Annotated in this window: 19 protein-coding genes; 2 read left to right on the forward strand and 17 right to left on the reverse strand. The window is 36.2% G+C overall.

Translation table 11 applies throughout. The features are described 5' to 3' along the window. Positions 1-129: 129 nt before the first annotated feature. From BN999_RS21135 to BN999_RS19840, 5 genes are all read right to left on the reverse strand, one after another. Positions 130-252: a hypothetical protein gene (locus tag BN999_RS21135; RefSeq protein WP_255247539.1), complete on the reverse strand. Its 123-nt coding sequence runs from the start codon at positions 250-252 to the stop codon at positions 130-132. 30 nt (positions 253-282) lie between these two features. Beyond that, a complete protein-coding gene (locus BN999_RS19825) occupies positions 283-750 on the reverse strand; it encodes a hypothetical protein (protein WP_096274445.1) in 468 nt (155 codons plus the stop codon). An 80-nt stretch (positions 751-830) separates the two neighbouring features. Beyond that, positions 831-1289, reverse strand: a complete 459-nt coding sequence (locus BN999_RS19830; protein ID WP_096274447.1) for an NUDIX hydrolase — start codon at positions 1287-1289, stop codon at positions 831-833. A gap of 79 nt (positions 1290-1368) precedes the next feature. Continuing rightward, the gene (locus BN999_RS19835; protein ID WP_096274449.1) at positions 1369-1824 is read right to left on the reverse strand and encodes a hypothetical protein; all 456 of its coding nucleotides are present in this window, start codon (positions 1822-1824) and stop codon (positions 1369-1371) included. Between the two features lie 28 nt (positions 1825-1852). Then, a complete protein-coding gene (locus BN999_RS19840; protein WP_176482056.1) occupies positions 1853-2281 on the reverse strand; it encodes an NUDIX hydrolase in 429 nt (142 codons plus the stop codon). Positions 2282-2437: 156 nt separating this feature from the next. On the opposite strand from BN999_RS19840, the gene BN999_RS19845 reads away from it, so the two are divergent. Then, positions 2438-2875 carry a cell wall hydrolase gene (locus BN999_RS19845; RefSeq protein ID WP_096274453.1) on the forward strand — a complete coding sequence of 146 codons (438 nt, stop codon included), beginning with the start codon at positions 2438-2440 and terminating at the stop codon, positions 2873-2875. 69 nt (positions 2876-2944) lie between these two features. Here BN999_RS19845 and BN999_RS19850 read toward each other — a convergent pair whose 3' ends face one another. From BN999_RS19850 to BN999_RS19885, 8 genes are all read right to left on the reverse strand, one after another. Then, a complete protein-coding gene (locus BN999_RS19850) occupies positions 2945-3823 on the reverse strand; it encodes an alpha/beta fold hydrolase (protein WP_096274455.1) in 879 nt (292 codons plus the stop codon). Between the two features lie 37 nt (positions 3824-3860). Then, the gene (locus tag BN999_RS19855) at positions 3861-4289 is read right to left on the reverse strand and encodes an NUDIX hydrolase (protein ID WP_096274457.1); all 429 of its coding nucleotides are present in this window, start codon (positions 4287-4289) and stop codon (positions 3861-3863) included. A 47-nt stretch (positions 4290-4336) separates the two neighbouring features. Beyond that, the gene (locus tag BN999_RS19860; RefSeq protein WP_096274459.1) at positions 4337-4798 is read right to left on the reverse strand and encodes a GNAT family N-acetyltransferase; all 462 of its coding nucleotides are present in this window, start codon (positions 4796-4798) and stop codon (positions 4337-4339) included. A gap of 18 nt (positions 4799-4816) precedes the next feature. Beyond that, positions 4817-5377: a short-chain dehydrogenase gene (locus BN999_RS19865; RefSeq protein WP_096274461.1), complete on the reverse strand. Its 561-nt coding sequence runs from the start codon at positions 5375-5377 to the stop codon at positions 4817-4819. Positions 5378-5460: 83 nt separating this feature from the next. Continuing rightward, on the reverse strand, positions 5461-5994 hold the full coding sequence (locus BN999_RS19870) for a GNAT family N-acetyltransferase (RefSeq protein ID WP_176482055.1): 534 nt from the start codon (positions 5992-5994) through the stop codon (positions 5461-5463). Positions 5995-6022: 28 nt separating this feature from the next. Then, a complete protein-coding gene (locus BN999_RS19875) occupies positions 6023-6229 on the reverse strand; it encodes a DUF6199 family natural product biosynthesis protein (protein ID WP_096274595.1) in 207 nt (68 codons plus the stop codon). A 92-nt stretch (positions 6230-6321) separates the two neighbouring features. Next, entirely contained in the window at positions 6322-7827 is a 1506-nt protein-coding gene (locus tag BN999_RS19880) for a PH domain-containing protein (protein WP_096274465.1), read from the reverse strand. Next, positions 7827-8315 carry a PH domain-containing protein gene (locus tag BN999_RS19885; RefSeq protein WP_096274467.1) on the reverse strand — a complete coding sequence of 163 codons (489 nt, stop codon included), beginning with the start codon at positions 8313-8315 and terminating at the stop codon, positions 7827-7829. Before BN999_RS19885 ends, BN999_RS19880 begins: the two co-directional genes overlap by 1 nt. Before the next feature lie 963 nt (positions 8316-9278). On the opposite strand from BN999_RS19885, the gene BN999_RS19890 reads away from it, so the two are divergent. Next, positions 9279-9680 (forward strand): DUF4870 domain-containing protein, encoded by a 402-nt coding sequence (locus BN999_RS19890; RefSeq protein WP_306419021.1) that lies wholly within the window; start codon positions 9279-9281, stop codon positions 9678-9680. Between the two features lie 60 nt (positions 9681-9740). Here BN999_RS19890 and BN999_RS19895 read toward each other — a convergent pair whose 3' ends face one another. The 4 genes from BN999_RS19895 to BN999_RS19910 are packed head-to-tail and all read right to left on the reverse strand — an operon-like array spanning position 9741 to position 12200. After that, complete coding sequence (locus BN999_RS19895) at positions 9741-10715, reverse strand: D-2-hydroxyacid dehydrogenase (protein ID WP_096274468.1); 975 nt, start codon at positions 10713-10715, stop codon at positions 9741-9743. Between the two features lie 15 nt (positions 10716-10730). Continuing rightward, positions 10731-11498, reverse strand: coding sequence for an AAA family ATPase (locus tag BN999_RS19900; RefSeq protein ID WP_096274470.1), 768 nt, complete (start codon positions 11496-11498; stop codon positions 10731-10733). A 2-nt stretch (positions 11499-11500) separates the two neighbouring features. Beyond that, positions 11501-11752 (reverse strand): hypothetical protein, encoded by a 252-nt coding sequence (locus tag BN999_RS19905; RefSeq protein ID WP_096274472.1) that lies wholly within the window; start codon positions 11750-11752, stop codon positions 11501-11503. A 37-nt stretch (positions 11753-11789) separates the two neighbouring features. Continuing rightward, positions 11790-12200 carry a DUF6188 family protein gene (locus BN999_RS19910; protein WP_096274474.1) on the reverse strand — a complete coding sequence of 137 codons (411 nt, stop codon included), beginning with the start codon at positions 12198-12200 and terminating at the stop codon, positions 11790-11792. Positions 12201-12263: the final 63 nt, after the last annotated feature.

Here is a 12263-nt window from a genome sequence, read left to right on the forward strand (position 1 = left end):
TTCGCCCTTGACACCACACCCGTAAACCATTGTCGTGTTTGTCAAGAGCGATGGCGGTAAGATTTCCACCATCAAAAGTGTGGGTATTTTATTTTTATGGGCTTTTCATAGAACTTTTTACACTACCAATTAATACGGACCATCTTCGCCTTTTAATCTTTTAACTTCATTTTCTAGATAATCAAGTCGTTTATGAATTCTATAGAACATTGGAAGATATGCAATCATGATAATAAGAATTGCCCACCACATGGTACTTCCCCCTTTTCTATTTACAATTAGTTAATCCCAAGAATTAAAAACAACGTCCCCAATTCTTCTCGGTTTCCAATATTTTATGTTAGTGAGTTCGGCATCATTTAATTCATTTTCAATTTCTATCGATATTCTTCCGCTTTGTTCTTTTATCACTAACAGATTGTCTAGTTCTTCCGGGAGTAAAATCCGGTAATAAGGATTGAATTCAGCTGCAAGTTTATCATGTGTTACAAACCTAATAGCAGTAACATCCTCAATAGATGATGCAAATGTAAGAAATGGATATGTACCATTTAATAAAATATATAAGTCATCACCATTCATCGTGATTTTGACTTGATAATAATTTCGTGCATATTCTGGTTCGTTAAAAGAAATAATTTCCCCACCATGATTATGAATGACAGAGTAGCAGATTTTTTTAAAGAAAACTCCATCTACGCTAATATCGTTTGGCCTATTAAATCCAGTAACACCGTTACGAAGAATCATTTCAAATTCCTACCTTTAATTATTTGTTTTTAATTAACTTGACTGGTTCTATTATTATCTACAAGCTTTGCAAAACAGCCTTAGTTAAACTTAAACTCTTTTTCATTTCTCAAAAAATAATCCAACGTATCCTGATGTGTTAATACTTCATTCACTTTATCTAGATCTATAAATGCAACCTCACTAATCTCATTATCGTTCGGCTGTAGTAACTCTATATCACCGATAAACTCTACCAGGAACATCGTTGTTTCTTGACTACTATAACCAATTTGTTCCTGGACTGTAGCAGGGAAATTAAAGCAGATTTTATCGTCTAATTGTTTCACTATCCTAAAATCTCCCGAACCGGTTTCTTCCTTTAATTCTCTTAATATAGCATGCTGTACATCCTTATCTTCTTCTTCCACGCCACCTTTTATAAAATCCCATTCGCCATTAATGGGTTGTTTACCTTTTTTTGTATTCATTTTGATTTTATGTACGACTAATAATTTATCCATTTGGAAAACAATCGCACCTACTGCTTTTCTGATCATAAGTTAGAACTCCTTATTTTTGACAGGAAATACCACGAGAAATCAGTTTCTATTAATCAAGCAAATGGTGGCACACAATCTAATTATTATCCAATTCATATGAAACGATTATTTTGGTATGTGGTAAGTATTCAAACGTAATGTTTCTTCCCAGATGCCTTGGTTTTATTTTCGTAGAATAGTATAATCCTCCATCTACTTCTATCTCATTTTTATTATCCTTTCCGACATCTCGGACATGATTAATGGTCCCTTCTTCAAATAAATAATCGCCCTCCAAAACATATGGAAAGTCTTTTATATATGGTACTCCTGCATTTCCTAGAAAAATTGCAATTAAAATAGCAGCTAGCATTGCACCTACAAACTTCATCATGGCTTTATAATCTTCTTTTGTCTTTTTTATCCGAATTACGTTCTTTTTTCTATCACGAATTGTTTCAAGTAATAATGCAATCAGAATCCAAGGGATAACAATAGCAACTAACAACACAACAGCAACACAGAAAATAAGCATAAACCAATACAAACCCATTCATTCTATCTCCAATAACTTAGTTTTCCTATACCTCTACACTAACTTGATCCAAATCAAAACAGTAATACCTTAGATTTCTATCCTTCAGCCAATTTTCTAAAGGAATTACCCATGGTCGAAAAGATAAATAGTCCCGTATCTCATCTATTGCAACAAACCGAGTATCGACAATTTCTTCATCAAGTTCCTGTTTATTCTCCGCTATAATTTCTCCCCAATAATAAACATGTAAATATTGTCCATATTCTCTTGAGGTGTATTCGGAAATGAAAGCGACCTCTTTGACATTAATGTTAAATCCCGTTTCCTCTAACCCTTCCCTTGCTGCTGTTACATGGAAGGTTTCACCTGACTCGGTTCCTCCTTTTGGCAAACTCCAACCGCTATCGTCCTTAACTAATAAGACCTTCCCATCCTGGATGACTACAACTCCACCTGCTAACTTATGTGCCAAAGTACTCCCCATTTCAATTCGTGATCTCTCACAACTATGTTAGCATAATATTCCAAATACTTATACAAGATATTTCCAAGTGTACTAAGGTAAAGTAGTTGTCCTATGAAACCTTTTTGCCCTTTTTTACATACACTTCTTATAGAGGTGATAAAATTGGTGCGAGTAAAATATACAGACAGTGATATTGCGTTAATGGCAAGGATGATGAGGGCTGAAGCTGAAGGCGAAGGAAAACTAGGAATGCTTATGGTTGGCAATGTCATTGTCAATCGAGCAGTAGCAGATTGCCTGGACTTTGTTGATGTCAGGACAATACCGGATGTCATCTACCAAGTTCAGGGTGGTAATTATTCGTTTGAAGCAGTACAAAAAGGTAATGTATTTTATAATCGGGCAAGGAGTGTAGAAAAGAGATTGGCTAAACAAAACTTAGATTATTGGAGAGAGCATCCCTCTAAGTATTCACTTTGGTATTTTAATCCGTACGGTCCATGCCCACCTACATGGTACGATCAACCATTTGCAGGACAGTATAAACAACATTGCTATTATGAACCACAGGCAAACACCTGTGAAAGTGTTTATAGGTGATATTAAAAATCTCCACATATGGTGGGGATTTTTAATATGGTTGTATGAAACAGAAGTCAGAAGTGGTTGTCAGTTATTTTGTGTGGACAACTTATTTACTTGAAGGAATTCACATAGCCTACTATTTATTTCATGAGAAGATTTTCCGAGCCAAATTAAATGGCCCCACGAGTTAAGAATACAAAGTTCTGACGTAGGAATATTTTTATGTGCAAAATTGGGATGCTCTATTGGAACAGAACTATCATGTTTACTATGCATAATAAGTGTTGGACATTTGATTCCCTTTAAATCTTCTATTGTAATATCATTTACTTGTATCAAATCTATCATAAATCCATAACCGGATCGTTGGCGATTATTCATTTTCCGCACAGCTTCCACATCATCTTGTAATATTTTTTCTTTAGCATTAGCGTATGATAGGCTACTAAACGAAGAGAACATTTGCTTAAAGATAAACTTTGGGAAGACATTGTTTATGGAGGAAATTAAACCCCATGTAAAATTTTCTACTCTCGGATGAAATAATATCCTTGCAGCTTTATATTCTTTATCTTTCTTTGTTAGCCATGTTTTTGTTACTGCTGATTGTAATGTAAGTGTACGAACTCTTTCTGGATATTTGGAAGCGAAAAAGATTGCACTGGGACCGCCTGCAGAAATTCCAAGTAAATGGACCTTATTTATTTTCAGATAATCTATTAATCTCACGTAATAATCACAAGCTGTATTGAGACTCTCTCCAATTTCCTTAGATGTCCCACCATAACCAGGTCTTGATGGGGTGATAATGGAATAACCACTTTCTACTAAAGCTTCATATCCAAATTCCTCCAAACAATTGGAGTGACCACCGTGCATTACTAATATGGGTTCTCCTTTTCCTATAATTGAATATTCCATTGACAGGCCTTCGGTAGATAATATCTGGATTTTTCGCTCCATTTTCTGTCCCTCACTTTTATAGTTATAATTAATCTATTCACTTAATCTCTTTTACTAACTTATCAGCCAGTTTAACATTTTCCTTTAGAAAGTCAGGTAATTCACCATGTGCTAAGATTTCCGATGTCGTCATCCATATTACATCATCCACTTCTTCCCTACTTTTAGCAAAAGGTTCTCCTGATTTATGTTGACATAGAAATACTATATCAATAACATTCAAACCAGAATCCGATATAAAGGAAGAACTATTGACATACTTAAGAATGGATACCTCTATTCCTACTTCTTCATCTATTTCCCTATGTAACGTTCTTTCCAATATATCCCTAGAATTACCCTCTAGTTCACATTTCCCGCCAACAAGAGAAAGCCCTCCACCTGCATGTTCCTCTTTTTCACTTCGTTGGATTAATAGCCATTTATCATCACGATAAATTGCACCTTCCACATTCACAATAAACATGTTATAACCTCCTATCTATAAAATCTTTCCACGTTATGTATGCATGATTACGAAGGAAAATATTCCATTGGCTCTGTACTATGGACGTATCCATTTCTCTTATAATAGTCTATCGCTTCATCACTAGGCCACACGATTACAAACTCATATTTACGTTCCTTAATCCAACTATTAATCGAACGTAATAACTTACTCCCAACTCCCTTACTTCTATAATCTGGAACAGTATATACATTCGTCATGTAAGCAAAAGGACGTGTCACTCTACCAGGACGAGGCACCTTCTGAACCAGCTCTATGTATATATGGGATACAATTCTATCGTTCTCTTCTGCAACCCAAATGTACCAATCCGAACCACTAATCGCATTTTCTAAAAAAACTTGGCATTCTTCTCTGAAGTCTTCATAGGATTCATTTGATTTACTTTCATCGTATTCATTTGTAAAATCCCATCTCATTTTAATGAGTTGATCCATGTCCTTTGTTTCAGCTAATCTAAACTTCACTTTTTCTCTCCCCTCCCTTTACGGTCTCTTTTCCCAAGGTTCCAGTGTACCCACAACTATTTTTCTCTTCTTGCTTTGTATTCCTGCAATAACACCCTCTGATATCTCATGATGGTTTAACCATCTAGAAGTCCCTCCATTATAGATAAAACCTAATTGCACTTCTTTTACTGTACAATTAACTGGAATATCCTGCTCAATAGTTGTAATACTATTCAAATGGCTACTACTTCCCTTCACCAGTACCAATGTCCAATGATGGTGCCTTTGAAGCGCTGCTATTTGCCCTTTGATAGTCGGGATAGCATCTGGGGCAGTACTATGAATCCATGCAACTACAAGGTCAATCTCACCATTCTCCTCATATGCATGTATAATCTGTTGCTTTAAAGAATCTGTACTAGAATAATCTAGTTCCTGTACTTTAAGACCATGTTCTCCATATTGATTGCTCAAACGCTCTAATCGTTGTCTATTTCTACCAAAAACAACCGTATGATTGACATGTTCTGCAATCCAACCAGTAGCTTCAAGAAGCATACCTGTCCCACCAAAGACTAATGCATGGTTGCAATTCAACATACTTCCCCCTATCCAATTAGTTCACCGGTTTAACATAATCTATTAATCTTTAATACACGCCTGTGGAGAATCATCACCCTCTATAACAATGTAACCCTCCAAATCATATGGTGTGCACCGTCTCCCCATAAATCCGTTATTACATAATCTGGTTCCCCAAACTTTTTACGCCAGATTGTTTGGGATCGTTTGTAACCGGAGTCTAAACAAAATTCTTGGGCTCCCCGATTCTGGAGAGCAACATATATCTCATTTAATAATTGGTTACCTATTCCCTTACTTTGATAACTTGGATGAACGAACACCGTACCTACTTCATATAGGCTCCGGAATGCATCATTAGTCCATTTTTTAATCAAGTCACTTGCAGGACCAAATTCTATTGTTCCGATAATTTTCTCATCAACTTCTGCAATAAGGAAATATCTATCTGTACCACCAGTTCCTATATCTTGATTTAGATAGGTAATCTTCGTTTGTATCTCTTCTTCTATATCATCGAGTAGCTCCGCTATGCCTTCCTTCTGAAACGTATCTGTTACTACCAATCGGAATAATTCTTGGATTTTTATAATGTCCTTTTTTCTAGGTCTTCTAATTACAGTACTCTTCAATGTCCATCTCACCTTACCTAGTATAAATTTATTCCAAAAAAAAGAATACAACCAGCCCACCAATTCCAGCCAAAGTGCAACATACTCCACCAAAGCGTGTGGAAAAAATATAAAAATCAGAAGGCTCGGTGGCATCATTGGACTTCCAACTTTCGGTTAGTTGCCAAATGAATTCTGGTTTTATCGAAGCAATTAAACCAAAAACCGTTACAAATAAAGAAAGTAATAACAGCATATATTTCCCCCTTAGGTATAATTGTAAATATTTAATTGTTCCTATTGAACCACCGAAAAACCACACTGGAGCCCATTTATGTTCCTCCTGTTTTATCTACTTCTATTTTCTATTTCCACATCTTCTCTCCGCTTGAAATACCACTCTATAATCCCCATGGCAAAGCCTAGTGGAATGTCTTGAATAATCTCAACGTGTATGGGAGTAGAACGATTTATCGTTGACACAGATGCAACATTAAAATGACTTTGCAATCTCGACTGAGAATAACTCATTTCTACTACATTTTTCCTTTTCGTAATAAACATACGACTGGTCAAACCTCCATGCCACCATTGGATCTGATCATCTGTTACAACATACCTTGTATGAATATAATCTAGCACCCTGTTTAGTAAGATGATACATAATAGTATTAGACTCCACACCCACCAAGTAATGTGTAGAAAATCAGGCTTAATAAAAAATAATACAATTGTTGCAATAACAAAGAACCAACTTGGTCGCAATAATCTAAGCCATAAAGCGATACGTGGTAACCGTTCTAATCTACTATTTATCTGATAGATTGGTAATAATTCTTCTATTAACTGATAAGCCTTTTCTACTGGTAAAAATGGATATAATGAGTTTACATTTAAGGAACCATCCTCTATATTCGGCTTGGCTGAACTAATCAGTTTTACTTCTGCTAACCCAAATAAACGTTTTAAAAAAGTCTGTTCCATTTCCAATCCTTGAATCTTATTCTTTTCAATCGCAAAGTAGCTTTCATTTAAAACTCCTCTATCAATGTAAATATGGGTATCATCCGAAGATATTTCATATTTTCCGTAACGGATAAATGTTCTAGCAACTCCAAACGTTACCGCCACGATGACCAGAAATGCAATCAGAATACCAATCAACCATGAACTACTCAGCAACAGTTGAAACATTCCTTCGAACCGATCGATATCCTCTATTAGAGGTTCTGCATAATCTAACAATCCTGCACCAATAGGAATGATGGCTAGAAAGCTTAATGATGTAAAACTTGCCTTCCACAAGTCTTTACGTTCTGGAGTAAAATGAATTGTTCGGTCTGTTTCGGAAATGGAATCCTCTTCTTCAGGCTGGGCTTGTAATTCATTTTCATACTGACTTTCATTTGAAGTATGACTATCTTGCTTTGCTTTAACTAAATCAATTAAATCTTGAGCATGTTTTTTGGTAATCACTTCATAATGTATAGCATCTTCTACCCCATCCATTGCAGTTTCAAATGTTAAGGAGGTTAGACCAAACACTTTGTGAAAGACCGTTGTCTTCCTTGTCACATTCTGAATTCTTGAGAACGGTATGGTGCTAGATTGTTTCACAAAAATCCCTTTATGAATATGAAACACTCGGTCCTTCCATTCATACTTCTCTACAAACCATGCGGTAATAATGTAAATTAAGCGTAGGAGTATATAAAGTAAAAATACATACCTACCATACTTCACAAGCCAGAACTCTGACTCCCTATTAAATACAAATAATAAAATTGCAAAGAAAAAATTACTCTTCACTAATTGATAGATTCGAAAAGCAATAGTCAACGGATGAAATCGCATTATTCATCCACTTCCTTCAGTTTCGCTAGCTCTGCTATCTTTTCTCTTAGTGCGAGTGCGACATTTTCTTCTAGAGCGGGAATCACATGAGAAGATCCAACTGTCTCTACCTTAATGGAACGGACATGGTATCGTCTCATTATTGGACCCTGACTAGTGGTAACAGATTGAATCTTCGTCATTGGTACCGTAACCCACTCTCTATTAAAAATCCCATAGCTTAATTGGAGATATTCATCATCATACTGGTAACTCCAACTTCGATATAAATATGTAGGTTCAAAAATGGACCAAATTATTCCAATAACACTCAATATAACTAAGCCAACCAAAATCCAATAAACCCACATTGGCCATTCAAAGTAATGTTGTAACCAAAAGAATATCCCAATAACGATAAGCCCAATAATATTCCCTATCAACTCTGAAACCCTACGCATTTTAGGAAACATTGGAGATAACGAGTTTTCTAGTTTTATTTCTTTCATCAATAGCTGCCTCCAAAATTAAGTTAATTAATCTATCTCTATTCTATACGAAAAAGCAGCCAAAAAGTTTTCATTTTACCGGATTTTTCCTTTTAAAGTTTGAAGGACAACGTAATTTCCTATAACTTCCATCATAAAGATATCTGGTAGGCTTAAAAAATGATGGAGAGGACATTGATCATAAAGAGAAATGTATTAACTTGTTTAGCGGGTTTTAGTATGCAACTTTATTGGTAGAAGTTCTTTTTCTAGAAGGCTGTTTTCTTACAGTTTGTTGCAGTTGATAGAAACTGCGCGGCTAATAATCTAATTTGGGAGCAACATACCCGCTACGGAAATACACTCCGCTTTTACTGCCAGCACAGGGGCGACATCTGCTCGAAAAGACCCTCGCAGTGTCTACCTTGCCGCGGGCGGCTGGTGAGCCTCCTCAGAGCTAAAGCTCCCCGCGGGTCTCACCGATGCCTTTCCTCCCGCAGGAGTCTCCGTGTATTTCCTTCGCTAGTAATAAGTGATTAAGGGCAATAGAACCACATAAATCCAAAACATGATCAATAATTAACAATAATTAGAATACTAAACCAGCGCAGGCAGAATACGGAGACTCCTGCGGGAATAGCACGTGTCCGAAGACCCCTAGAGAGGTGAACTTTCCTCGAGGAGGCTGAGGCCGGGCCCGCGGAAAGCGGAGTATTCTGCCGGAGCGGTGGCATACCACTATACTCATATATTTTAGGAGTAGTTACCGCGCATTTTCTATTTACTAGTTACTAGTTTAAACTATCCAGAAAAACAACAATCTTTTAGAAAACAGCCTTTTGAGAAAAACTGTAATCTAAGGAATAAATAAATGTAGTATTTTTCTATTATTGCCCACATATGGTTATACCATGGGCACTAATACTTACTTCATAATGGGACAAAAGTTCAGTCCCTAAATAATGAGATTAGGAGGGAAAAGTATTGACTGATTCACAAAATGAAAACAATGAGCACTCAGAAATGAATGGGGAAGAAACGCAAGAAAAGAACAAAACATCATCCGGTTTAGAAGAAAATGTTGCTGGCCTACTTTGCTATGTGGTTGGATTTGTTACCGGAATAATTTTCTTACTTATTGAGAAAGAAAGCCACTTTGTGCGATTCCATGCTTTACAATCCATCATCGTTTTTGCTGCATTATTTGTTCTTAATATCGTACTGGGCTTTATCCCTTTCTTAGGATGGGCACTCACCATGTTATTAGCACCACTTTCATTAGCTTTATGGATTGTATTGATGATACAGGCTTATCAAGGGAAATTATTTAAGTTACCTATCATTGGAGATATTACAGAAGACCAACTGAAGAAGATGAAGAGCTAATGCAAAACGAGAACAATGCCCAGGAGTTAAACCTGGGCATTGTTCTAGCTACAGGGATAATCAATTTACCTTATTGATAGGATTTCCTGTAAGGAATGATTTTACATTATCTACTGCGATATCTAATAAGCGTTGTCTTGCTTCTTCAGTGGCCCATGCAATATGTGGTGTGATGATACAGTTTTCTGCATGTAATAATGGGTTATTTTCCCTTATTGGTTCCGACGATACAACATCCACAGCAGCTCCCCCGACTTTTCCGTTGTTTAGTGCCTCAGCTAAATCAGCTTCTTGAATTAAAGCCCCTCTTGCTGTGTTAATTATCAGAACACCATCTTTCATCTTTTGGATGGAATCCTTATTAATCATCCCTTTATTTTCTTCCGTAAGTGGACAGTGTAAAGATATGACATCTGATTTAGCATATAGTTCATCTAAAGAGGCGAACTTCACTTGGTTTGATTCTTGATCCTTATTTGGAGTTCGTTTCGATGCAATTACATTCATTCCAAACGCTTGAGCTATTTTACTTGTGGCTTGTCCAATCCGACCATAACCAATTATCCCAAGTGTTTTTCCTGTTAGTTCCAATAATGGTTTTCTAAAGAAACACCAATCCTGATTACTGGTCCACTCACCTTGTTTTACAGCTTGATGATGAAGCCCAACATGATTTGTCAGCTCTAGAAGTAAGGAAAAAGTCATTTGAGCTACTGTATTAGTCCCATAAGCCGGAATGTTCGTCACGACTATATTTCGCTCGTTTGCAGCGTGGATATCCACGACATCATATCCTGTTGCCAGTACACCGATGTACTTTAGCTTAGGTAGTTCTTTAATAACTTCTTTGGTTATGGGTGTTTTGTTTGTTAAGATTATTTCTGCTTCCTTTGATCGTTCGATGATTAATTGGATGTCGTTTGTTGAAAAGGATGTCCGTTCGTAGATAGTGAAATTTGCTAGTTCAGTTAATGGTCCCCAGTTAAGATCGCCTGGGTTCAAGGTGTAAGCATCTAGTATAATTGCTTTTTTCATAAAACATTATCTCCCCTAGTCTTCATTTCTATCATCTAACAGATGATGTAGCATTCGGTCTCGATTTTCAAAAAATTGCTTCATAATCTTATAATGACCTGTATCTTCCAATCTCTTTTCTTGTAATCCTTCTTCTGTTAGTTCAATAATTTTGGCATTTGGATAGGCCATAATAATTGGAGAATGAGTTGAAATAATAAATTGTGACCCCGCATTTGCTAGTTCATGAATCCTAGCTAGCATCGACATTTGCCTCAAGGGTGATAATGCAGCTTCCGGTTCATCCAATATGTACAAACCCTCTTCACTAAATCGGTGGATAAATGTTGCAAAAAATGACTCCCCATGAGAAAGCTCGTGAAGAGAGGTCCCACCAAATGAATCAACAATCCTACCACCAAAACCTTCTCGATCTAACTCCTCAATATTGGTTGCCAAATTATAATAAGATTCTGCTCGAAAGAAAAAACTATCCTTTGGACGATATGGTCCTTTTGCTAATCGGATATATTCATGCAGATCCGAATGCGAATCATAACTAGAGAAATTGAAATTCAGCGTACCACCTTCTGGATTGAAACCAAGCCCGATTGCAATTGCTTCTAGTAGCGTAGATTTTCCCATTCCATTCTCCCCAACTATATACGTCACATTAGGATGGAATACAATTTGCTGGAAATTCTTAATTACTGGTAGATTTAGTGGAAAACGATCATAAGAAGAAATATTTTCTTGTTTTAAATCAATCCGTTTCAAGTATTGTAAATCTTCGTTTAGTAGCATGATTAAGTTCCTCCTCCATTCTCACAATTACACTCATACTCTTTGAATTTATATTCTTTATATAGTTCAAGATGAGTGAATTTATTAGAATCTGATTCATACACTTTGACGATAGGTGCAATATCTTGTTTGGCTAATTCCTTCACTTTTTCCATAAGATTATCAGTTGACTTTATTGGGTATTCGTTCATATCTTGGTACAGGTTCTGATGTTCACATACATCGTAAGTTATTGCTAGGTAATATGTTGCCATTAAACCATCTCCTAAATTAGTCTTAGAATGTACAAGCTCAATCCGTGTATGTATATGCTCCTCCAGGAAGTGAGTTTATGTAGAATCCATTGGTACCATGTAACTGCCATCCCTCAAAATAATTACTATCATGAAAAAGCTCAAGCATGATATCCCCATCAAATTCCATAACTAAATCTGCCACATCCTCATATAAGCGGATATTCTTAATAGACCTTCCAATTAGAACTTTCTCAACGGTTCTGTAAGAAAACATATCTTGTGCATACTGATAATCTGAAAGACCCATTACGATTCCAGCAGAATCTCTTAAACGAAATGGGCACTCTATTATTAAATTTGCATTTTCAAAGATTATCCCTGTTGGTTTGCGGTTAATTTCTACAATTTCAGTTACTGTTTGATTGAGAAAAAATGTAAAATCTATTTTACTTAACCCTCTTGGCATAACTTACCTCCATTATCATGTAATCTCCTATAACTAGTTTACCTGTTTTGTACACATTCAGGA

It is taken from the genome of Paucisalibacillus globulus (genome assembly GCF_900184735.1).
In the GTDB taxonomy this organism is placed as follows: domain Bacteria; phylum Bacillota; class Bacilli; order Bacillales; family Amphibacillaceae; genus Ornithinibacillus; species Ornithinibacillus globulus_B.